Source organism: Blastococcus sp. CT_GayMR16 (assembly GCF_004570875.1).
Classification (GTDB): domain Bacteria; phylum Actinomycetota; class Actinomycetes; order Mycobacteriales; family Geodermatophilaceae; genus Blastococcus_B.
Map to the genome: position 1 here is coordinate 109961 of NZ_SPQK01000011.1, position 21800 is coordinate 131760.

A 21800-nucleotide genomic window follows, 5' to 3' on the forward strand; every position below is an offset into this window, starting at 1 on the left:
CAGGGAGTGAGCATCGCAGCGAGCGCCAGCGAGCGAGGAGCGGAGCGAGCGCGGAGGCGACTGACGGTCTCGACCGAGGAGCGGATCGAGTCCGGAGTCGAACGGGGAACACTGTGAGCGACCTCCGGGCCCCGAAGGGCACCTTCGACACGCTGCCGCCGGACTCCGAGCGGTTCCTCGCCGTCCGCGAGACGCTCACCGCGCCGCTGCGGCGGGCCGGCTACGGCTACGTCGAGACGCCGGTCTTCGAGGACACGGCCGTGTTCTCCCGCGGCGTCGGTGAGTCGACCGACGTCGTCTCGAAGGAGATGTACACCTTCGCCGACCGCGGGGGCCGCTCGCTGACCCTGCGCCCCGAGCTCACGGCGGGGCTGATGCGGGCGTTCATCGAGCACCGGCTGCACGACGGCGCGCTGCCGGTGAAGCTCTGGACGGTCGGCTCGGCGTTCCGGTACGAGCGCCCGCAGGCCGGCCGCTACCGGCACTTCACCCAGGTCGACATGGAGGCGCTCGGCGTCGACGACCCGGCGCTGGACGCCGAGGTCGTGGCGCTCGGGGTCCAGGGCTTCCGCGACCTCGGGCTGACCGACTTCGAGCTGCTGCTGACGTCACTCGGTGACTCCACGTGCCGCCCGCAGTACCGCGAGCTGCTGGTCGATTTCCTGGCGAAGCTCGACCTCGACGAGGAGACCCGGCGCCGCGCGGAGATCAATCCGCTGCGGGTGCTCGACGACAACCGGCCGGAGGTGCAGGCGCAGCTCGACGACGCCCCGCTGATGGTCGACCACCTGTCGGACTCCACCAGAGCGCACTACGACGCCGTCCGCCAGCACCTCACCGACCTCGGGGTCACCTGGACCGAGGCGCCGAAGCTGGTCCGCGGCCTGGACTACTACACCAGGACCACGTTCGAGTTCGTGCACAACGGGCTCGGGGCGCAGTCGGCGATCGGCGGCGGGGGCCGCTACGACGGGCTGTCCGCCGCGCTGGGCGGACCGGACGTGTCCGGCATCGGCTACGCCGTCGGGGTCGACCGGACGCTGCTCGCGGTCCAGGCCGAGGGGCTGGACGTCGTCACCTCGTCCGGGGTGCAGGCGTTCGTCGTCCCGCTGGGTGCCGAGGCCAAGCGGCTCGCCGTCCGGCTGGTCGGGCAGCTGCGCCAGGCCGGGATCGCCGCCGACACCGTCTACGGCGACCGCGGCCTGAAGGGCGCGATGAAGGCGGCCGACCGGTCCGGGGCCTCGCACGTCGTCGTCATCGGCGACCGGGACCTGGCCGCGGGCGTGGGCCAGCTGAAGGACCTGCGCACCGGCGAGCAGCACGCCGTCCCCGTGGACGAGCTGTTCGAGACGCTGCGTGGAACTGTGGGGGCGTGAGCATGGAACAGCGGCCCCTGAGGCGGACGGGCGCGGACGTATCGGTCATCGGGCTGGGCACGTGGCAGCTCGGCGGCGACTGGGGCGATGTCGACGACGACGCCGCGGCCGACGTCCTCGACGCCGCGCTCGACGCCGGCGTGACCCTGCTCGACACGGCCGACGTCTACGGCGACGGGCGTTCGGAGGAGCGGATCCGCAAGGCCCTCGCCCCGCGCTCGGACCGCCCGTTCGTCGCGACCAAGGCCGGCCGCCGCGCCGACCCGTTCGAGGCCGAGCAGTACACAGCGGAGAACCTGCGCGCCTGGATCGACCGGTCCCGCCGGAACCTCGGGGTCGACACCCTCGACCTGGTGCAGCTGCACTGCCCGCCGCCGGCCGTCTACTCCGACCAGCGGGTCTACGACACCCTCGACGCGCTCGTCGCCGAGGAGGCGATCGCCGCCTACGGCGTCTCGGTGGAGACCGTCGCGGAGGGGATGACCGCGCTGCAGCACCCCGGCGTGCAGACCGTCCAGGTCATCCTCAACATCTTCCGGCGCAAGCCGCTGGAGGAGCTCCTGCCCGCGGCGGCGCAGGCCGGCGTCGGCGTCCTGGCGCGGGTGCCCCTGGCCAGCGGCCTGCTCACCGGCAAGTACGACGAGTCGACGACGTTCCCGGCTGACGACCACCGCACCTTCAACCGCCACGGCGAGGCCTTCGACGTCGGCGAGACGTTCGCGGGTGTGCCGTTCGACGTGGGCGTCGCCGCGGCCCGGGAGGTCGCGGAGATCGCCGGCAGCGACGTGCCGACGTCGGCGTTCTCGCTCCGCTGGGTCATCGACCAGCCCGGCGTCACCACGGTCATCCCCGGCGCCCGCAACGTCACCCAGGTCCGCGGCAACGTCGCCGCCGCCACCCTCGCCCCGCTGACCGACTCCCAGCTCAGTGACCTCGAGCGCGTGTACGACGAGCGCATCCGCGCCCACGTGCACGACCGCTGGTAACCCGAAAGGCTCTTTCTGTGCTTCGCACCCACGACGCCGGGACGCTGCGCGCGTCCGACGCCGGTTCCACCGTCACCCTCGCCGGCTGGGTGGCCCGTCGCCGCGACCACGGCGGCGTGGTCTTCCTCGACCTGCGCGACGCCTCCGGGTACGTCCAGGTCGTCGTCCGCGAGGAGGAGGCCCACCACCTGCGCAACGAGTACTGCCTGCTCGTCACGGGGGAGGTGCGCCGCCGGCCCGAGGGCAACGAGAACCCGGAGCTGCCGACCGGCGAGATCGAGGTCGCGACCACCTCGCTGGACGTGCTGTCGACCGCGGCGCCGCTGCCGTTCCCGATCGAGAGCGACCAGGCCGCCAGCGACGACGTCCGGTACAAGTACCGCTACCTCGACCTGCGCCGGCAGGGCCCGGCTCGCGCGATGCGGATCCGCTCCGAGATCAGCCGGATCGCCCGCGGGGTGATGCACACCCATGGCTTCGCCGAGGTGGAGACGCCGAACCTCACCCGCTCCACGCCCGAGGGTGCCCGCGACTTCGTCGTCCCGGTCCGGCTGCAGCCGGGCAAGTGGTACGCCCTGCCGCAGTCGCCGCAGCTGTTCAAGCAATTGCTGATGATCGGCGGGCTCGAGCGGTACTACCAGATCGCCCGCTGCTTCCGGGACGAGGACTTCCGCGCCGACCGGCAGCCGGAGTTCACCCAGCTGGACTTCGAGATGAGCTTCGTCGACCGCGAGGACGTGCTCGCGATCGCCGAGGACGTCGTCCGCGCACTGTGGCGCGAGCTGGCCGCCTACGACGTGCCGGAGATCCCGCGGATGACCTACCGCGAGGCCATGGACCGCTTCGGATCCGACAAGCCCGACCTCCGCTTCGGCATCGAGCTGACCGAGCTGACCTCCTACTTCGCCGACACCCCCTTCCGCGTCTTCCAGGCGCCCTACGTGGGTGCGGTCGTCATGCCCGGCGGCGGCTCGCAGCCGCGGCGGGCGTTCGACGCCTGGCAGGACTGGGCGAAGTCGCGCGGCTCGCGCGGGCTGGCCTACGTGACGATCGCCGAGGACGGCACGCTCGGCGGACCGGTCGCCAAGAACATCTCCGACGCCGAGCGCGACGGCCTGGTCGAGGCCGTCGGCGCGAAGCCCGGGGACTGCGTCTTCTTCGCGGCCGGCGCCCGCCGCACCTCCCAGGAGCTGCTGGGCGCCGCGCGCAACGAGATCGCCAAGCGGCTGGAGCTCATCGAGCCCGGCACCTGGTCGTTCCTCTTCGTCGTCGACTTCCCGATGTTCGAAGAGACCGAGAGCGGCGACTGGACGTTCATGCACCACCCGTTCACCTCGCCCACGCCCGAGTGGCGGGACCGGTTCGCCGACGACAAGGGTGCGGCGCTGTCGGACGCCTACGACATGGTGATCAACGGCAACGAGGTCATGAGCGGTTCGGTGCGTATCCACGACGCCGACCTGCAGGAGCGCGTCTTCGAGACCCTCGGCATGTCGCGCGAGGAGGCCCGCGAGCGCTTCGGGTTCTTCCTCGAGGCATTCGCCTACGGCCCGCCGCCCCACGCCGGTGCGGCACTGGGCTGGGACCGGCTCTCGGCGCTGCTCACCGGGGTCGAGTCGATCCGCGAGGTCATCGCGTTCCCGAAGACGGGCGCCGGCTTCGACCCCCTCACCGGTGCGCCGACGCCGATCACCGACGCCCAGCGCACGGAGGCGGGCATCGACGCCAAGCCCGACGAGCCGGCACTCCCCGGCGAGCCCGGTGCGCCGGGCCCCTCCGACCCGACGAAGTGACCACCGACCGCGGGGGACGGCCGTCCCCCGCGGTCCGCGTCAGCGGCGGCTGAGCGTCATCCGCCAGTTCTCCCGCCACGTCGCGCCGGAGTCGTAGGAGAAGGACTGCCGCCACACCGGCGAGCTGTCGTCGGCCATTCAGATGAAGCGCAGCCGCACCGGGCGTCCGGCGACCACGTCGTCGCACTCGAACACACCGTGACCGTCGGTGAACCGACCGACGACCGGCGGATCCAGCCGCCCCGGGGCCCGGGTGGAGCTCCAGAAGATGCTCCAGGACTCCAGCGAGGGGTCGAACAGGCGCAGGGTCAGTCCCTCGAATCCGGGGCCGTCCGGGGCCTGGGGCACGTCCATCCGGTCGATGTGCCCGGCACCGTGCAGCACGGGAAAGACCTCGCTGGACGCGTCGAACTCGACCCACTCCTCGCAGGCCGGGTCCGTCACGTCCCTGAGCTTGCGGTTATGAACCGACCAGCGACCGAAGAGAAAGTCGAAGTCGCGCGCACCGCCAGTCATGCGCGGACCGTCGCACGGGGGTCCGACACTCCGTCCGCTGGATCCCCGGGGAACCAGGACACCGACGGCGACCACCTCGCCGCCCCGGTAGCGTCGAGGACATGCCGTTGCGTGCCCGCACCCTGCTCGGACCCGGACCCTCCAACCCCTACCCGGAGGCCACCGTCGCCCTCGGGGAGCCGCTGCTGGGCCACCTCGACCCGGTGTTCCTCGGCATCCTCGACGAGACGTCCGAGGGGCTGCGCCAGGTGTTCGGCACGACCAACCGGCGCACCCTGCCCCTGTCGGCGACCGGCTCGGCCGGCATGGAGGCCGCGTTCGTCAACACGGTCGGACCGGGCGACGTCGTCGTCGTGGCGGTCAACGGCCTCTTCGGCCAGCGCATGGTCGAGGTGGCCTCGCGGTGTGGCGCCGAGGTGATCCCGGTCGAGCACGAGTGGGGGCAGCCCGTCGACGCCGACCGCGTGCTGGCGGCCCATCCGTCGCCGAAGCTCATCGCCGCGGTGCACGCGGAGACCTCGACCGGGGTGCTGTCGGACCTCCAGCCGCTCGCCGCGGGCAAGGGCGACGCACTGCTGCTGGCCGACTGCGTGACCTCGCTCGGCGGCATCCCGGTCCGGCTGGACGACTGGGGCGTGGACCTCGCCTACTCCGGCTCGCAGAAGTGCCTCGGGGTCGCACCCGGGCTCGCGCCGTTCACGATCAACGACCGCGCGTGGGAGCGGCGGATCGAGAAGCCGCAGAGCTGGTACCTCGACCTCGGTCTGCTCGGGGGCTACGCGGGGGAGGCGGCCGGCTCCGGGCGGACCTACCACCACACCGCGCCGACGGGGATGGTCGTCTCGCTGCACGCTGGCCTCGGCCGGATCCTCGAGGAGGGTCTGGACGCCGTCCACGCCCGCCACGCCGAGGCCGGCCGGACCCTCCACGACGGGCTCCAGGCCATGGGGCTGGAGCTGTTCGCCGCCGAGGGCCACCGGCTGCCGGAGTTGACGACGGTGAAGGTGCCCGACGGCGTGGACTCCGCCGCCGTCCGCAAGGAGCTGCTCGAGCGCTACGACCTGGAGATCGGCGGCGGGGTGGGCGCCTACGCGGCCACCGTCTGGCGGATCGGCCTCATGGGCGCGAACGCCACGCCGGACAAGGTGCTGCTGGTCCTCGCTGCCCTGAAGGAGATCCTCGCCCGCTGAGAAGTTGATCATCGTCTGCCTGCTCCGTCGCGCGGCGTGCCGGCCGGACGAGCGGCGTGTCCCGTGCCCGCAGACGATGATCAACTCGCCTCCGGCGTCCAGCCTCGGTGGACCAGCGCCCGGCGGGTGCGGTCGACGATCGCGGAGCGACCGTGACGCGCGGCGAATCGGAGTACCAGCCAGTCGTCGGCCGCCATGAGCGAATACCGATCGATGTCCCGGGTGAACTGCTCGGAGTCGGCATGCTGGCGACCCTCGTACTCCAGCGCCACCTTCCATCGGGGGTAGCCGAGATCGGCGTGGGCGACCTGGCGGCCCCACCGGTCGACGATCGGCAGCTGCAGCGCCGGCTCCGGTAGGTCGCTGTCCAGCAGCCAGTAGCGCATCAGGCTCTCCCGCGGCGAGGCCGCGCGGCCGTCGAGATGCGGCGCCCAGCGGCGTGCTCGCACGACCCCACGCACCCGGTCGGCGCGGACCAGCCGCCGGGCGAGGTCGTCGGGGTGCAGTCGACCCGCCCCCATCAGCCTGTCGCCGAGCACGAGCAGGTCGGGGGCAGGCAGCAGCGCCGCGAGGTCGAGAAATGTCTGCGCGCCCGACGTCACCCGGAGCCCGTGATGCTGCACGACGTCCTCGTCGTGGAGGCGGCGCACGTGGACCGTGAGGCCGGGCCGCTGGGGGAGGACCCGACGCGGACGCATGACGGCGTGCACGGTCGTCGACTCGCTGTCGGACGCCTCGTGGAGCACCGCGGCCGTGCGGAAGCCGAAGGCTGCGTCGGCCGGCAGCACCTTCGCCCACGCGGAACAGCGCTCCGCCAGGTCGGGCTCCACGGCCGACGACAGGTACAGGCCACGGCTGAGCTGGACGCCGTCCGCATGAATCTGTCGTCGGGTCACTCCCAGTCGACGCGCTTCTGACCAGGTGTACGAGGGCCCCAGCGGTATTCCGTCCATCGCCGCAGGCTGCGGGCGCCGGTGCCTCGCTGACCGAGGTCTGCGCGATCTGGGGACACGGATACCCCCTGTGGATCCGCCCCAGCGGAAGTTGATCATCGGCTGCGTGCAGGCACCGACGGCGTGTCCGGCTCATCGGGTGCGTGTTGCGTGCACCCGGACGATGATCAACTTCCGTTCAGGCGGGCGATCTGGTCGGAGGAGAGGTCGAGGTCCGCGGCCGCCGCAGAGTCGATGATCGACACGGGACGGGAGGCACCGGGGATCGGCAGGACGACGTCGGCCTGCGCGAGGTGCCAGGCGAGCGTGACCCGGTAGACCGAGACGTCGAGCTCGTCGGCCACCTCCGCGAAGGCGGGGGCCGTCGCGTCCAGCGAGCCCGCGGCAGACACCCCGCCGAACGGGCTCCACGGCAACCACGCCAGCCCGACCGCGGCACAGTGCACGAGCTCGACCGCCGAGGAGCGGTAGCCCGGCGAGAACTGGTTCTGCACGCTGACGAACGCGTCGCCGACGATCGCGCGGGCGGCGTCGATCTGGGCGACGTCCGCGTTCGAGATCCCGACCATCCGCACCAGGCCGTCGTCGACGAGCGACCGCACCGCGCCCATCGACTCCTCCCACGGCGTCGCCGGGTCGGGGCGGTGGAGCTGGTACAGCCCGATCGCGTCGACGTGCAGCCGCCGGAGGGAGGCCTCGCACGCCCGCCGGAGGTAGCCCGGCGACCCGTCGAGCCCCCAGTCGCGGCCCTGCCGGGTGTGCCCGCCCTTGGTCGCCACGAGGACATCCGTCCGGCCGTAGGAGCGCAGGGCGTTGGCCACCAGCTCCTCGTTGTGCCCGAATTCGGACTCGTCGCGGGAGTAGGCGTCCGCGGTGTCGATCAGGGTCACCCCGGCGTCGAGGGCGGCGTGCACCACGGCCTCCGCCTCGGTGGGGGAGGGGCGGGCCTCCTTCGTGGACAGGGGCATCGCGCCGAGGCCGATTGCCCCGACGGACACGCGGCCGACGGTGGCGTTCCCGATGCTTCGCTGTCGCACGGGTTCCGTCGTGCCCCGCGGGTAGCGTCGCAACCGTGAGTTCGCTGTTCGACGCGCCTGAGGACGGCGGGCCGGCCCCGGTCGACCCGGGTGCGCCCCTCGCCGTCCGCATGCGGCCGCGGGCGCTGGACGAGGTCGTCGGCCAGCAGCACCTGCTCGGCGAGCGGGCACCGCTCAGGAGACTGGTCGAGTCCGACGAGCCGATGTCGCTGGTCCTCTACGGCCCGCCCGGCACGGGCAAGACCACGCTCGCGCACGTCATCTCGCTGGCCACCTCGCGGCAGTTCGTGCAGCTGTCGGCCCTGGATTCCGGGGTCAAGGAGGTCCGCGCGGTCATCACCGCCGCCAAGCGGGAGCTGACCTACGCGGGCCGCCGCACGGTGCTCTTCATCGACGAGGTGCACCGCTTCTCCAAGACCCAGCAGGACTCGCTGCTGAGCGCGGTGGAGGACCGGATCGTCAGCCTGATCGCGGCGACCACCGAGAACCCGTTCTTCTCCGTCGTGAGCCCCCTGCTCTCGCGCAGCCTGGTGCTGGCGTTGCAGCCCCTCTCCGACGACGACATCCGGGCCGTGCTGAAACGGGCGCTCAGCAGCGAACGCGGTCTCGACGGCGCGGTCACCCTCACCGAGGAGGCGCAAGCGCACCTGGTGCGGGTGGCCGGCGGGGACGCCCGCAAGGCCCTCACCGCGCTGGAGTCCGGGGCCGGAGCCGCGGTCGCCGCAGGCACCGAGGTTCTGGACCTGGAGACCCTGGAGACGGCGGTCGCGCAGGCCGCCGTCCGCTACGACCGGCAGGGCGACCAGCACTACGACGTCGCCAGCGCGCTGATCAAGAGCATCCGGGGCAGCGACGTCGACGCCGCGCTGCACTACCTGGCCCGGATGGTCGAGGCGGGCGAGGACCCGCGCTTCATCGCGCGCCGACTGGTCATCTCCGCGAGCGAGGACATCGGCATGGCCGACCCGACGGCCCTGCTCACCGCGGTCGCCGCCGCCGACGCGGTCGCCTTCATCGGCATGCCCGAGGGGCACTTCCCGCTGGCCCACGCCGTCGTCCACCTGGCCACCGCGCCGAAGTCCAACGCCGTCACCCTGGCCATGGGGGAGTCCGTCGCCGACGTCCGTGCGGGGTTGGCCGGGCCGGTGCCGCCCGGCCTGCGGGACGCCCATTACGCCGGCGCGAAGAAGCTCGGCCACGGCAAGACCTACGACTATCCGCACGCCCATCCCGACGGCGTCGTCCCGCAGCAGTACCCCCCGGATGCGCTGATCGGCAAGGACTACTACCGGCCCACCAACCGCGGCGCCGAGGCCCGGATCGGGGAACGGCTGGCCAAGCTGCGGGCGATCATCCGCCGGACTCGCTGAGCTCACGCGGGGGACGGACGCCGCACGGACCCCGCGACTACTGTGACGGGGCCGGGACGTCGCCGGTCAAGCCGCACACCTGAGAACAGGAGCACGCGTGTCCGTAGGAGAGATCGCCGGGCTGATCGCAGCCGGCGCCCTGGTGCTGCTGGTCGTGCTCATCGCCGTGCCGCTGCTGAAGCTCGGGCGGACGTTGGACGAGACGACGCTGACCATCCGTCAGGTGCGCGAGCAGAGCGCGCCGATCCTGAGCCAGGCGAACACCACGGTGACCCACGTGAACTCGAACCTCGAGCGCGTCGACGACATCACCGGCAACGCCGCCAACGTCTCCAGCAACGTCGCCGCACTCACCAGCGTCGTCGCCGCCACCCTCGGCAGCCCGCTGATCAAGGTGGCCGCCTTCAGCTACGGCGTCCGCAGCGCGACCAAGAAGAAGCGTGAGGGACAGGCCCTCGCCGAGTCGGCCCGGCGGGACAGGGACGACCGGCGTGCGCGCCGCGCAGCTCGGCGGGCCGCCTGATGCGGCGCCTGTTCTGGCTGGCCATGGGCATCACGATCGGCGCCCTCGTCGTGCGCAAGCTGAGCCGCGCCGCGGACAAGCTGACGCCGGGCGGGATCGCGGGCTCCATCGCCGACGGGCTGCGTGACGTGGCGGACGCGATCGGCGACTTCGGCGCCGACATCCGCGCCGCCGCGGCCGAGCGCGAGGCGGAGCTGCGCGCGGGCACGGGCCTGGACGCACCGCTCCCGGCGGGTGACGAGATCCGGCTGCCCGGACGGCAGCGCGGCGCCCACTCCGCCGACCACTGACCCCCGGCCGGTGACCCTGAGCTGTCCAGCTCCGGCGCCGGCCCCGCAGAACTGAGTTGACCTGATGCAGACCGCCGAGATCCGCCGCCGATTCCTCGAGCACTTCGCCGAGCGCGGGCACACCGTGGTGCCCAGTGCCTCGCTGGTCTCCCCGGACCCGTCGCTGCTGTTCACCGTCGCCGGCATGGTGCCCTTCATCCCGTACCTGACCGGCCGTGAGCCCGCCCCCTACGCGCGGGCGACCAGCGTGCAGAAGTGCGTCCGCACCCTCGACATCGAGGAGGTGGGCAAGACCACCCGGCACGGCACGTTCTTCCAGATGAACGGCAACTTCTCCTTCGGCGACTACTTCAAGGAGGGGGCGATCTCCTACGCCTGGGAGTTGATCACCGGCTCCGTCGAGGAGGGCGGGCTGGGCTTCGACCCCGAGAAGGTCTGGGCGACGGTCTACCTGGACGACGACGAGGCCGCCGACGCCTGGCACCGCATCGCCGGCCTGCCCAAGGAGCGCATCCAGCGCCTGGGCATGGACGATAACTACTGGTCGACCGGCGCGCCCGGGCCGGCCGGCCCCTGCTCGGAGATCTACATCGACCGCGGCCCGGAGTTCGGGCCGGACGGCGGCCCGGCCGTCGACAAGGCCGGCGACCGGTTCCTGGAGATCTGGAACCTCGTCTTCATGCAGTACGAGCGGGGCGCGGGCGAGGGCAAGGACTTCCCGATCCTCGGCGAGCTGCCCAAGAAGAACATCGACACCGGCATGGGTCTGGAGCGGGTCTCCTACCTGCTGCAGGGCGTCGACAACATGTACGAGATCGACGAGGTCGCCCCCGTGCTCCGCCGGGCGGCCGACCTGGCCGGCGTCACCTACGGCCGCGACCACGAGGCCGACGTCCGGCTCCGGGTGGTCGCCGACCACGTCCGCAGCGGGCTCATGCTCATCGGCGACGGCATCACACCCGGCAACGAGGGCCGCGGCTACATCCTGCGCCGGCTGCTGCGCCGCGCCGTCCGCTCGATGAAGCTGCTCGGGGTCGAGGACGCCTCGCTGCCCGAGCTGCTCCCGGTGTCCCGCGACGCGATGAGCGCCAGCTACCCCGAGCTGGCCACCGACTTCGCCCGGATCTCGGCGGTCGCCTACGCCGAGGAGGAGGCGTTCCGCCGCACCCTGTCGGCCGGGACGACGCTGTTCGACACCGCCGTCGCGAAGGCGAAGAAGGCCGGCACCCCGGCCCTCACCGGTGACCAGGCGTTCTCGCTGCACGACACGTACGGCTTCCCGATCGACGTCACCCTCGAGATGGCCGCCGAGCAGGGCGTGACCGTCGACGAGGAGGGCTTCCGCGAGCTGATGAAGCAGCAGCGCGACCGCGCCCGTGCCGACTCCCGCGCGAAGCGGACCGGCGCGGTCGACGTCCTGGCCTACCGCCGCCTGCTGGCCGACCACGGTCCCACCGACTGGCAGGCCTACGACACCCTGCACACCGACTCCCGGGTGCTCGCGCTCGTCTCCGACCTGGCCGGGGAGGACGACACCACCGAGGCCGCCGCGCCCGGCGAGATCACCCGCGTCGTCCTGGACCGGACGCCGTTCTACGCCGAGTCCGGTGGCCAGGTCGCCGACGCCGGCGTGCTCACCTGGGACGGCGGACGGGCCGAGGTCCTCGACGTCCAGCGGCCGGTCAAGGGCCTGGTCGTGCACCAGGTCCGCGTGCTCGAGGGGGAGCTGCGCGAGGGCGCGGAGCTCACCGCCGAGGTCGACTACGACTGGCGCCTGTCGGCGTGCCAGGCGCACTCGGGCACCCACGTCGTGCACGCGGCGCTGCGGGAGGTGCTCGGCCCGCAGGCGCTGCAGTCGGGGTCCTTCAACCGCCCGGGCTACCTGCGGCTGGACTTCGCCTGGCAGGGCGGGCTCACCCAGCAGCAGCGGTCCGACATCGAGGACGTCGCCAACGCCGCCGTCCGGGCCGACCACCGCGTCACCGCGTCCTACATGACCCTGCCCGAGGCCCGGGCCTTCGGTGCGCTGGCGCTGTTCGGCGAGACCTACGGCGAGCAGGTCCGCGTCGTGGAGATCGGCGGCCCCTGGTCGCGCGAGCTCTGCGGTGGCACCCACGTGCGCGGCAGCGCGCAGATCGGCACCCTGGCGCTGACCGGCGAGTCGTCCGTCGGCTCCGGGTCCCGGCGCGTCGAGGCGGTCGTCGGACTCGAGGGGTTCCGCTACCTGGCGCGCGAGCGCGACCTGGTCCGCCAGCTCGCCGACCTGCTGAAGGCGCCGCAGGACGGCCTGGTCGAGCGGGTCAGCGGGATGCTGGCGCGACTGCGCGACGTGGACAAGGAGCTCGCCGAGCTGCGGGGGCAGCAGTCGGTCGCCGCGGCCGGTCAGCTCGCCGCCGGGGCCACGGACATCGACGGCGTCGCGCTGGTCACCGGCTCGCCGTCCGGTCTGGCCGGCGGGGACCTGCGCACGCTGGCGCTCGACGTTCGTGGCCGGCTTCCTGCCGACAGGCCGGTCGTGGTCCTGCTCGCATCGGAATCCGGTGGCAAGGTGGCTCTCGTGGCCGCGCTGAACCAGGCCGCACTCGACCGCGGCCTGTCGGCCAACGACGTGCTGCGGTCGGCCGCTCCGCCGGTCGGCGGGCGCGGCGGTGGCAAGGCGGACGTCGCCCAGGGCGGCGGAACGGATCCCGCGGGTATCCCCGCGGCATTGCAGGCCGGCGAGCAGGCGGTTGCAGCCGCCACGGGAAGGTGACCAACGTGTCCGACTCCAACTACAACCCCGAGGACACCGGCCCGGTCGGCGGACGGCGGCGCGAGCTGCCGGCCGTGCCGCCGGCGCGCCCGCGCACCGCGGCGCCGCAGCCGACCTACCACCCGACGACGGAGCTCGATCTCGGTCGGGCCTTCCCGCCGGTCTCCAACGAGACCAGCGAGATCGACCTCAGCGGCGGGTGGCCCGAGCACCTGAAGATCCCGCCCCGGCCGCCGGCGGGACAGCCCCAGGGCGGCCGCGTCCTGGGCGTGGACGTCGGCACGGTGCGCGTCGGCCTGGCGCTCTCCGACCCGACCGGCACCCTCGCCAGCCCCCTGGAGACCCTCCGCCGGGCCAAGAACCACAGCGATCTGGACCGCCTCGCCGCGCTGGTGGTGGAACACGAGGTGACAGAGGTGGTCGTGGGGGAGCCGGTGCATCTGTCGGGTGCGTCGGGCGCGTCCGCGGCGGATGCGGGCAATTACGCTCAGGAACTAGCCGACCGCATTCCGGATGTGCCGGTGATCCTGATCGACGAAAGGCTTTCCACCGTGACCGCAGCCAGTCACCTGCGCGAGGGCGGCATCGACAGCCGCAAGCAGCGCGCAGTGATCGACCAGGCGGCCGCCGTGGTCATCCTGCAACAGTTCCTCGACAGCCGGCGGCCCCGATCGTGACCGACGGCGGGGACCGGCGCGGACGTTCCTCGTCCGGGAACGGGTTGCCCCCGTTCGGCGTGCCGACCTCCGAGATCCCCGGGTACGGCGTCCCGAGGTACGAGCCGGGCCGCTACGACCCGCCGAGCTGGCGCGCCGACCTGCCCCCCGTCCCCGTCCCCGACCGGTCGACCGGCGGCTTCGGGCGGGTCTCCGGCCTCCTCGACCGCCAGTTCGACGAGACCGATCCGGTCGTCGAGCCCGAGTGGTGGGCCTACGGCTCCAGCGACGACCCGCACTACCCCCTCACCGCCCGCCACGGCGGCGACGACCGGCACGGCGCCCCCGACCGGGACTCCGGCTACGCCGACGACGAGGGCGCCGCCCAGCAGCACCCGTCCCTGCCCCTGCCGCCCCGGCCGCCGGGCGTGTGGGACCGGCTGCGTCCCCGCGAGGATGCCTCCGCCGACGACGACGCGACCGTCGCCCACGGGACCCTCGGCGGCACGCCGCTCGACAGGGATCCGCGTGGCGGCCAGACGTCCCGTCCCGTGGGCGGTCACCGCTCGGACGAGGACGACGACGACGTCGACGACTTCGACGACAGCACCGACGCGCACCCCATCGACGACGACCTGCGGGCCTGGGACGACCAGACCGGTGGGCTGGAGGTCATCGGCGCGCACGTCGAGGAGGACGCGCCGCGCCCCCGGGGCCGCCGCGCCCGTCGCGAGGAGGCGCTCCGCGCAGAGGCCGCCTCGGCCGAACGCGCCCGTGCGCGGCGCTCGGACGACACCGGCCGCCACCACGACACCGGCCACGACGCGCTCGTGCACGACGAAGCGTTCGGCGAGGACATCCCGGTCAAGCCCTACGACCCCAGGACCGGCCGGGCCCGCCGCAAGCGCAGTCCGGTCGCCGTCCTGATCTCGCTGCTGGTGCTCGGCGGTCTCGTCTTCGGCATCGTCGTCGGCGGCCAGCGGCTGCTCGAGCTGATCAACCCGGCCTCGCAGGACTACGCCGGGCAGGGCACCGGCGAGGTGCAGGTCCGCGTCCAGGACGGCGACACGCTCAGTGACATCGCCCGGACGCTGGTGACGGCCGACGTCGTCGCCTCCATCGGCCCCTTCGTCGACGCGGCCGAGGCCAACGCCGCCGCGGTGGGCATCCAGCCCGGCGTCTACGGGATGCGGCTGCAGATGAGCGGCCAGGCGGCCCTCGACCTGCTGCTCGACCCCTCGGCGCGGTTGCTCTCCCGGGTGACCCTGCCCGAGGGGCTCACCGTCACGCAGGCGCTGACCCGCATCGCGGAGCAGACCGGCACACCGATCGCGGAGCTCGAGGCCGTGGCGGCCGACCCGGTGGCCCTGGGCCTGCCGGCCTACGCCAACGGCGTGCTGGAGGGCTTCCTCTTCCCGGCCACCTACGACATCGAGCCCGACGACGCCCCGGCCGACGTGCTGCGCCAGATGGTCGCCCGCGCGGTCCAGGCGCTCGACGAGCTGCAGATCCCCGAGGACCAGCGGCTCACCGTGCTGACGAAGGCCAGCCTCGTGCAGGCGGAGGCCGGCTCGGTCGAGGACATGGGCAAGGTTGCCCGCGTCCTGGAGAACCGGCTCGCCGACGGCATGCCGCTGCAGCTGGACACGACGGTCAACTACGCGAACGGGAAGGGCGGGATCACCACCACCGCCCAGGACCGGCAGAACCCCTCGCCGTACAACACCTACGTCCACCCCGGGCTGCCGCCGGGCGCCATCAACAACCCGGGTGAGGACGCACTGCGGGCGGTCCTCAGCCCGACGGCGGGCGACTGGCGGTTCTTCGTGGTCGTCGACCCCGACACCGGGGACACCCGGTTCGCCGTGACCGGCGAGGAGCACCAGCAGAACGTGCTGCTGTTCCAGCAGTGGTTGCGGGACAACCCCGAGGGATGATGCGAGCGGCGGTCCTCGGTCGCCCGGTGTCCCACTCGCTCTCCCCGGTGCTGCACCGGGCCGCCTACGCGGCACTGGGGCTGACCGACTGGACCTACGACGCCCTCGACATCGGTCCGGAGGACCTGCCGGTGCTGCTGGCCGGCCTCGGTCCGGAGTGGCGCGGCTTCTCGGTGACGATGCCGTGCAAGCAGGCTGCGGTGGACGTCGCCGACGCCGTGGAGCCGCTGCCGCGACTGCTGCACGCCGCCAACACGCTGGTCCGCACCGACGCGGGCTGGCGAGCCGAGAACACCGACGTCAGCGGCATCGGCATGGCGCTCCAGCTGGCCGGCGTCGAGAGCATCGGCGCGGCGACGATCATCGGGGCCGGGGGCACGGCGGCCGCCGCGGCGGTCGCGGTGTCGTCCCTCGGCGCCGAGCACGTCGACGTGATCGTGCGGGACCCTGCGCGGGCGGGTGACGTCACCCGGGTGCTCGACGTCCTCGGGGTCCCCGCCACGGTGACCCCGTTCCCGAACGCCGTCCTGGACGCACCGCTGGTGATCAGCACCGTGCCGGTGGACGCCCAGCCGGCCGTGGTGGCGCTGCCCTGGAGCGCCGGGCACACGGTCCTCGACGTCCTGTACGCGCCGTGGCCGACGCCGCTGGCCCAGCGCGTGACCTCCGTGGGAGGCACGGTCGCAGGCGGGCACGACGTGCTGTTCTGGCAGGCCACGGCCCAGGTGGAGCTGATGACCGGACGGCCCGCTCCGATCGCGGCGATGCGCACCGCCCTCGACGCCGCCCTCGCCGGAGGCTGAACCCCGTGGAGCTGCCGCGGCCACTGCTGTTCGGCGCCGTCCTGCTCGTCGCCGTGGTCCTCGGGCCGTGGCTGGCGCGCGTCGCCGGCCGGCTCGGCACCGTCGGGGACGCCGCGCGCCCCACGCCTCTGCGGGTCGCGGTGATGACGGCGGTGTTCGCGGGTCTGCTCGCCGGGGCCGTGGAGCTCACCGGCGCGCGCCCGGCGACCGCCGCCCTCGTCTGGGCCGCCGGCGCCGCCGTCGTCCTCGGCGCGGTGGACCTCTCCAGCCACCGCCTGCCGGACCGGGTGACCTACCCGACGGCTGGGGTCTGCGCCGCGGCCTTCCTCCTCGACGCGGCGGTGCTCGGCTCGTGGGGCGCGCTGCTCCGCGCGGTGGCGGCCGCGGTGGCCGCCTACCTCGTCGGCGCCGGCGCGGCGGCGATCTCGCCGGAGGGGCTCGGCTACGGCGACGTGAAACTGCTGGGGCTGCTCGGCCTGGTCCTCGGCTGGTTCGGCTGGGGTGTCCTCCTGGCCGGGGTGTTCCTCGGCCTGCTCACCGGGGCGGTCGTCTCACTGGCCCTGCTGGCCGCCCGCCGGGCCGGCTGGCGCACCGCCCTGCCCTTCGGCCCGCCGCTGATGACCGGCGCGGTCCTGGCCCTGGCCCTGGGCGCGACCACCCTCGGCTGAGTGCGTCCGCGCGGGCCCAGGTGGGCCGGATGGCAGAATCGGCGCCATGTTGCGCTGGCTGACCGCAGGTGAGTCCCATGGTCAGCAGCTCACCGCGATCCTGGAGGGACTGCCGGCCGGGGTCGAGGTGCAGACGTCGGACGTCGACCTGCAGCTGGCCCGCCGTCGCCTGGGCCACGGCCGCGGCGCGCGCATGTCCTTCGAGCAGGACGAGGTCACCCTCTCCGGCGGCATCCGGCACGGCCGTACCCAGGGCGGCCCCATCGCGATCGGTGTGGGCAACACCGAGTGGCCGAAGTGGTCCACGGTCATGTCCGCGGACCCGGTCGACGCCGAGGTGCTGGCCGGTCAGGCCCGCAATGCACCGCTGACCCGCCCGCGGCCGGGCCACGCCGACCTCGCCGGTATGCAGAAGTACGGCTTCGACGACGCACGCCCCGTCCTCGAGCGCGCCAGCGCCCGGGAGACCGCCGCCCGGGTGGCGCTCGGCACCGTCGCGCAGGCCTTCCTCCGCCAGGCGATCGGTGTCGAGGTGGTCAGCCACGTGGTCGCCATCGGGCCGGTCCAGGTGCCCGACGACATCCTGCCCGGGCCGCAGGACAACGCCCGTATCGACGAGGATCCGGTGCGCTGCGCCGACCCCGCCACCAGCGAGCGGATGGTCGCCGAGATCGACGACGTCCGGAAGAACGGCGACACCCTCGGCGGCGTCGTCGAGGTCGTCGTCCACGGCCTGCCGCCGGGCCTCGGCAGCCACGTGCACTGGGACCGCCGGCTGGACTCCCGCCTCGCCGGCGCCCTCATGGGGGTCCAGTCGGTCAAGGCCGTGGAGGTCGGCGACGGCCTGGAGACCGCGCGCCGCCGGGGCTCGGTGGCGCACGACGAGATCGTGCTCGCGGATGGCCGTGTCCAGCGCCTGACCGATCGGGCGGGCGGCATCGAGGGCGGGATGACCAACGGCGAGGTGCTGCGCGTCCGGGCGGCGATGAAGCCGATCTCGACCGTTCCGCGCGCGCTGGCCACCGTCGACACCGCCACCCTGGAGCCCGCCGTCGCGATCAACCAGCGCAGCGACGCGTGCGCGGTGCCCCGGGGCAGCGTCGTGATGGAGGCGATGGTCGCGCTGGTGCTGGCCGACGCCGTCCTGGAGAAGTTCGGGGGCGACTCGGTGACCGAGACCCGCCGCAACGCGCAGGCCTACCTCGACGCGCTGCCGCTCCGATGAGCGACTCCCGGCCGCTCGTCGTCCTCGTCGGACCCCCGTCCTCGGGCAAGACGACCGTGGGCACGGCCCTGGCCGCCGCGCTCGGGACGACCTTCCGCGACACCGATCACGACATCGAGGCCGAGGCCGGCTGCTCGGTCGCGGACGTGTTCGTCACCCACGGCGAGCCGCACTTCCGCGAGCTCGAGGAGCGCGCGGTGGCCCGGGCGCTGGCCGAGCACACCGGCGTCCTAGCCCTCGGTGGCGGGGCGGTGATGAGCGGCGAGACGCGTCGGCTGCTGGTCGAGCAGGGGGCCAACGACGGCGTCGTGGTCTGGCTCGACGTCGACCTGCACTCCGCGGCCAAGCGGGTCGGGCTCTCCCGCGACCGGCCGATCCTCGGCGTGAACCCGCGCGCGATGCTCCGGCACATGCTGGAGACGCGTGCTCCGCTCTACGGCGAGGTCGCCACGCTGACCCTGCACACCGGCAACCGGGAACCCGAGGACGTCGTCGCCGAGGTGCTGGCCGCACTGGCCGGCCGGCCGGTGGCCCCGTGAGGCGGGTGACCGTCGCTGGTCCCACCCCCTACGAGGTCGTCATCGGGCCCGGCGCGCAGGCCGAGCTCGTGCTCGTGCTGGCCGGTACGCCCCAGGCGGCCGTCGTCCACGCCCCGCCGCTCGCCGCGGCCGCCGGCGCCGCCGTCGAGACGCTGCAGACCGCCGGGGTGGCGGCCGAGGCCGTCGTCGTCCCCGATGGCGAGGCGGCCAAGACGGCCGAGGTCGCCGCACGGGCGTGGGAGGAGCTCGGCCGCCTCGGGCTGACACGGTCCGACGCCGTCGTCGGCATCGGCGGGGGAGCGGTCACCGACCTCGCTGGTTTCCTGGCCGCCACCTGGACGCGCGGGATCCGCGTCGTGCAGGTGCCGACGAGCCTGCTGGGCATGGTCGACGCCGCGGTCGGCGGCAAGACGGGCATCAACACCGGCGCGGGCAAGAACCTGGTCGGTGCGTTCCACCCGCCGGCCGCCGTCCTCGCCGACACCGACGCGCTGACGGGCCTGCCCGAGGCCGAGTTCCGGTCGGGTCTGGCCGAAGTGGTCAAGTGCGGCCTCATCGCCGACGGCGCGATCCTCGACCTGCTCGACGACGACCCGACCGGCCGGACGGCGACCGAGGAACTCGTCGCCCGGGCGGTGCAGGTGAAGGCCGACGCCGTGGGGGAGGACCTCTACGACCTCGGCCGCCGGGAGTTCCTCAACTACGGGCACACCCTCGCGCACGCGATCGAGCGGGTCGAGGACTTCGGCTGGCGGCACGGCGAGGCGGTCGCCGTCGGGCTGGTCTTCGCCGCGGAGCTCGCCGGGCAGGCCGGTCTGCTCACGACGGCCGACGTCGACCGGCACCGCGACCTCGTCGCCGCGATGGGGCTGCCGACCACGTACGCCGGCGACTGGGCGCAGCTGCAGGCCGTCATGCGGGTGGACAAGAAGGCGCGCGGTGCGTCCCTGCGTTTCGTCGTCCTCGACGGGCTCGGCAAGCCGATGATCCTGACCGACCCCGACCAGGCCTGGCTCGATGCCGCCTGGAGCGCAGTGTCCGCGTGACCACCGACCCCACCGCCCCGACAGGAGCCGCATGACGATCCAGGTGCTCAACGGTGCCAACCTCGGCCGCCTCGGCCTCCGGGAGCCGGAGAAGTACGGCACCGTCACCTACGCCGAACTGACCGAGCTGATCGAGGTCACCGGGCGTGAACTGGGTGTCGAGGTGCAGGTGCGCCAGACCGACGACGAGGGCGAGATGCTGCGCTGGATCCACGCCGCGTCCGACGCCGGCGATGCCGTGCTCATCAACCCCGGCGGCTGGTCGCACACCTCGGTTGTCCTGCGGGACGCCCTGGCCGCGCTCAACGGCCCGCTCGTGGAGGTGCACATCACCAACATCCACGCCCGCGAGGAGTTCCGGCACTTCTCCTACGTGTCGGCCGTCGCGGACGGCGTCATCGCGGGTCTGGGCATCAGCGGGTACGTGCTGGCGCTGGGCTGGCTCGCCCAGCAGGGCGTGAAGTGAGCCGTGCGGCTGCGCGGCGCGACGCGCTGCGCGTGGTCGCCGGGGAGCGCGGGCTGGACGCCGTCCTCGTCACCAACCTGCTGAACGTGCGCTACCTGACCGGGTTCACCGGCTCCAACGGCGCCCTGCTGGTGTCGACCTCCGGAGCCGACCTGTTCGGCACCGACGGCCGCTACACCACCCAGGCGGGCACCCAGGTGCCCGACGTGGGGCTGCTGGTCGACCGTGCGACCGTGTCCGCGCTCGCGCGCGAGGCGGTGCGCCGCGGCGTGGGCCGGCTCGGCTACGAGTCCCACGACCTCACGGTCGACGGCCTCGCGGCGCTGGAGAAGGTGCTCGCCGACGCCGGCACCGCGCCGGAGCTGGCCTCGGTCCGGCGGGCGGTCGAGGCCCAGCGCGCCGTCAAGGACGACGACGAAATCGAGTCGCTGCGCCGGGCCTGCGCGGTCGCCGACCAGGCGCTGGCCGAGCTCGCCGCCGAGGGAGCGCTGCGGCCGGGCCGCACCGAGCTCCAGGTCGGCCGCGAGCTCGACGCCCGGATGCTGACCCTGGGCGCCGAGTCGGTGTCGTTCGAGACGATCGTCGCCACCGGTGCCAGCTCGGCGATCCCGCACCACCGTCCCGACGCCACCGAGCTGCGGGACGGCGACTTCCTCAAGCTCGACTTCGGGGCCACCGTCGACGGCTACCACTCCGACATGACCCGCACCGTCGTCCTCGGGCACGCCGCCGACTGGCAGCGCGAGATCTACGAGCTCGTCGCCGCCGCCCAGGCCGCCGGCCGGGCCGCGCTGGCGGTCGGCGCGGACGTCGTCGCCGTCGACGCGGCCGCGCGTCAGGTCATCGCCGACGCCGGCCACGGAGAGCACTTTTCGCACGGTCTCGGGCACGGCGTGGGCCTGGAGATCCACGAGGCGCCGGTCATCGGACCGCTGGGCGCGGGTAGGCTGGCCGCCGGAATGGCCGTCACCGTGGAGCCGGGTGTGTACCTGCCGGGCCACGGCGGTGTCCGCATCGAGGACACGCTGATCGTCACGGACGACGCGCCCGAACTGTTGACCCTCACGAGCAAGGAACTGCTGGTTCTCTAGATGGCTACCACCAACGACCTGAAGAACGGCATCGTCCTCAACCTGGACGGCCAGCTCTGGACCGTCACCGACTTCCAGCACGTCAAGCCCGGCAAGGGCGGTGCCTTCGTCCGGACGACGCTGAAGAACGTCATGTCGGGCAAGGTCGTGGACAAGACCTTCAACGCCGGTCTGAAGATCGAGACGGCGAACGTGGACAAGCGGTCGATGACGTACCTGTACAAGGACGGCACCGACTTCGTCTTCATGGACGGCGACACCTTCGACCAGATCCACGTGTCGGCGCAGACCGTCGGGTCGGGCGCCGACTACCTGCTGGAGAACACCGAGGCCACCGTCGCCGTCCACGACGGCGTCCCGCTGTTCGTCGAGCTGCCGGTGACCATGGAGCTCGTGGTCGAGCACACCGACCCGGGCCTGCAGGGCGACCGCTCGACCGGTGGCACCAAGCCTGCGACGCTCGAGACCGGTGCCCAGATCCAGGTGCCGCTGTTCATCACCACCGGCGAGAAGCTGAAGGTCGACACCCGCGACGGCCGGTACCTCGGCCGCGTCAACTGAAGCTCGTTCACGGAAAAGCGGG

21 protein-coding genes are annotated in these 21800 nt (G+C 73.2%); 18 read left to right on the top strand and 3 right to left on the bottom strand.

What is annotated here, in order from left to right; all coding sequences use genetic code 11:
• The first annotated feature begins 113 nt into the window (after positions 1 to 113).
• From hisS to aspS, 3 genes are read left to right on the top strand one after another with little or no spacing between them, the layout of a single operon-like run.
• Positions 114 to 1376: a histidine--tRNA ligase gene (gene hisS / locus E4P38_RS13405; RefSeq protein WP_135132303.1), complete on the top strand. Its 1263-nt coding sequence runs from the start codon at positions 114 to 116 to the stop codon at positions 1374 to 1376.
• Positions 1377 to 1378: 2 nt separating this feature from the next.
• Entirely contained in the window at positions 1379 to 2362 is a 984-nt protein-coding gene (locus E4P38_RS13410; protein ID WP_135132349.1) for an aldo/keto reductase, read from the top strand.
• A 17-nt stretch (positions 2363 to 2379) separates the two neighbouring features.
• Positions 2380 to 4155, top strand: a complete 1776-nt coding sequence (aspS, locus tag E4P38_RS13415; protein WP_135132304.1) for an aspartate--tRNA ligase — start codon at positions 2380 to 2382, stop codon at positions 4153 to 4155.
• Positions 4156 to 4293: 138 nt separating this feature from the next.
• On the opposite strand, the gene E4P38_RS13420 is transcribed toward aspS, so the two are convergent.
• A complete protein-coding gene (locus tag E4P38_RS13420) occupies positions 4294 to 4671 on the bottom strand; it encodes a hypothetical protein (RefSeq protein WP_209309090.1) in 378 nt (125 codons plus the stop codon).
• A 101-nt stretch (positions 4672 to 4772) separates the two neighbouring features.
• On the opposite strand from E4P38_RS13420, the gene E4P38_RS13425 reads away from it, so the two are divergent.
• Positions 4773 to 5861 carry an alanine--glyoxylate aminotransferase family protein gene (locus E4P38_RS13425; RefSeq protein ID WP_135132305.1) on the top strand — a complete coding sequence of 363 codons (1089 nt, stop codon included), beginning with the start codon at positions 4773 to 4775 and terminating at the stop codon, positions 5859 to 5861.
• Positions 5862 to 5941: 80 nt separating this feature from the next.
• Here E4P38_RS13425 and E4P38_RS13430 read toward each other — a convergent pair whose 3' ends face one another.
• Positions 5942 to 6757, bottom strand: coding sequence for a hypothetical protein (locus E4P38_RS13430; protein WP_245161006.1), 816 nt, complete (start codon positions 6755 to 6757; stop codon positions 5942 to 5944).
• Positions 6758 to 6981: 224 nt separating this feature from the next.
• Positions 6982 to 7812: an aldo/keto reductase gene (locus tag E4P38_RS13435; RefSeq protein WP_245161007.1), complete on the bottom strand. Its 831-nt coding sequence runs from the start codon at positions 7810 to 7812 to the stop codon at positions 6982 to 6984.
• Between the two features lie 74 nt (positions 7813 to 7886).
• Here E4P38_RS13435 and E4P38_RS13440 point away from each other — a divergent pair, with 74 nt between their 5' ends.
• From E4P38_RS13440 to efp, 14 genes are all read left to right on the top strand, one after another.
• Positions 7887 to 9221: a replication-associated recombination protein A gene (locus E4P38_RS13440; protein ID WP_135132308.1), complete on the top strand. Its 1335-nt coding sequence runs from the start codon at positions 7887 to 7889 to the stop codon at positions 9219 to 9221.
• Between the two features lie 97 nt (positions 9222 to 9318).
• The gene (locus tag E4P38_RS13445) at positions 9319 to 9744 is read left to right on the top strand and encodes a DUF948 domain-containing protein (RefSeq protein WP_135132309.1); all 426 of its coding nucleotides are present in this window, start codon (positions 9319 to 9321) and stop codon (positions 9742 to 9744) included.
• Positions 9744 to 10034 (top strand): hypothetical protein, encoded by a 291-nt coding sequence (locus E4P38_RS13450; RefSeq protein WP_135132310.1) that lies wholly within the window; start codon positions 9744 to 9746, stop codon positions 10032 to 10034. The genes E4P38_RS13445 and E4P38_RS13450 overlap by 1 nt, the downstream gene beginning before the upstream one ends.
• 64 nt (positions 10035 to 10098) lie before the next feature.
• Positions 10099 to 12786, top strand: coding sequence for an alanine--tRNA ligase (gene alaS, locus E4P38_RS13455; RefSeq protein WP_135132311.1), 2688 nt, complete (start codon positions 10099 to 10101; stop codon positions 12784 to 12786).
• Between the two features lie 5 nt (positions 12787 to 12791).
• Entirely contained in the window at positions 12792 to 13463 is a 672-nt protein-coding gene (ruvX, locus tag E4P38_RS13460; RefSeq protein ID WP_135132312.1) for a Holliday junction resolvase RuvX, read from the top strand.
• 59 nt (positions 13464 to 13522) lie between these two features.
• The gene (gene mltG / locus E4P38_RS13465; protein ID WP_245161008.1) at positions 13523 to 15379 is read left to right on the top strand and encodes an endolytic transglycosylase MltG; all 1857 of its coding nucleotides are present in this window, start codon (positions 13523 to 13525) and stop codon (positions 15377 to 15379) included.
• On the top strand, positions 15379 to 16182 hold the full coding sequence (locus E4P38_RS13470) for a shikimate dehydrogenase (protein ID WP_135132313.1): 804 nt from the start codon (positions 15379 to 15381) through the stop codon (positions 16180 to 16182). Before mltG ends, E4P38_RS13470 begins: the two co-directional genes overlap by 1 nt.
• A gap of 5 nt (positions 16183 to 16187) precedes the next feature.
• Positions 16188 to 16850 (top strand): A24 family peptidase, encoded by a 663-nt coding sequence (locus E4P38_RS13475; RefSeq protein ID WP_135132314.1) that lies wholly within the window; start codon positions 16188 to 16190, stop codon positions 16848 to 16850.
• Between the two features lie 46 nt (positions 16851 to 16896).
• Positions 16897 to 18075, top strand: a complete 1179-nt coding sequence (gene aroC / locus E4P38_RS13480) for a chorismate synthase (protein WP_135132315.1) — start codon at positions 16897 to 16899, stop codon at positions 18073 to 18075.
• Positions 18072 to 18614: a shikimate kinase gene (locus tag E4P38_RS13485; protein ID WP_135132316.1), complete on the top strand. Its 543-nt coding sequence runs from the start codon at positions 18072 to 18074 to the stop codon at positions 18612 to 18614. The genes aroC and E4P38_RS13485 overlap by 4 nt, the downstream gene beginning before the upstream one ends.
• Positions 18615 to 18619: 5 nt before the next feature.
• Positions 18620 to 19660 carry a 3-dehydroquinate synthase gene (aroB, locus tag E4P38_RS13490; RefSeq protein ID WP_245161010.1) on the top strand — a complete coding sequence of 347 codons (1041 nt, stop codon included), beginning with the start codon at positions 18620 to 18622 and terminating at the stop codon, positions 19658 to 19660.
• 31 nt (positions 19661 to 19691) lie between these two features.
• Positions 19692 to 20126 carry a type II 3-dehydroquinate dehydratase gene (gene aroQ / locus E4P38_RS13495; RefSeq protein ID WP_135132318.1) on the top strand — a complete coding sequence of 145 codons (435 nt, stop codon included), beginning with the start codon at positions 19692 to 19694 and terminating at the stop codon, positions 20124 to 20126.
• Positions 20123 to 21217: a Xaa-Pro peptidase family protein gene (locus E4P38_RS13500; RefSeq protein ID WP_135132319.1), complete on the top strand. Its 1095-nt coding sequence runs from the start codon at positions 20123 to 20125 to the stop codon at positions 21215 to 21217. Before aroQ ends, E4P38_RS13500 begins: the two co-directional genes overlap by 4 nt.
• Positions 21218 to 21778 carry an elongation factor P gene (efp, locus tag E4P38_RS13505; RefSeq protein ID WP_135132320.1) on the top strand — a complete coding sequence of 187 codons (561 nt, stop codon included), beginning with the start codon at positions 21218 to 21220 and terminating at the stop codon, positions 21776 to 21778.
• Positions 21779 to 21800 lie beyond the last annotated feature (22 nt).

Bases quoted from the DNA above. Each gene is read 5' to 3' on its own strand.
- E4P38_RS13410 (WP_135132349.1), top strand. From the start codon at position 1,379: ATGGAACAGCGGCCCCTGAGGCGGACGGGCGCGGACGTATCGGTCATC.
- E4P38_RS13420 (WP_209309090.1), bottom strand. From the start codon at position 4,671: ATGACTGGCGGTGCGCGCGACTTCGACTTTCTCTTCGGTCGCTGGTCG.
- E4P38_RS13425 (WP_135132305.1), top strand. From the start codon at position 4,773: ATGCCGTTGCGTGCCCGCACCCTGCTCGGACCCGGACCCTCCAACCCC.
- E4P38_RS13450 (WP_135132310.1), top strand. From the start codon at position 9,744: ATGCGGCGCCTGTTCTGGCTGGCCATGGGCATCACGATCGGCGCCCTC.
- alaS (WP_135132311.1), top strand. From the start codon at position 10,099: ATGCAGACCGCCGAGATCCGCCGCCGATTCCTCGAGCACTTCGCCGAG.
- E4P38_RS13470 (WP_135132313.1), top strand. From the start codon at position 15,379: ATGCGAGCGGCGGTCCTCGGTCGCCCGGTGTCCCACTCGCTCTCCCCG.
- aroC (WP_135132315.1), top strand. From the start codon at position 16,897: ATGTTGCGCTGGCTGACCGCAGGTGAGTCCCATGGTCAGCAGCTCACC.
- E4P38_RS13485 (WP_135132316.1), top strand. From the start codon at position 18,072: ATGAGCGACTCCCGGCCGCTCGTCGTCCTCGTCGGACCCCCGTCCTCG.
- aroQ (WP_135132318.1), top strand. From the start codon at position 19,692: ATGACGATCCAGGTGCTCAACGGTGCCAACCTCGGCCGCCTCGGCCTC.
- efp (WP_135132320.1), top strand. From the start codon at position 21,218: ATGGCTACCACCAACGACCTGAAGAACGGCATCGTCCTCAACCTGGAC.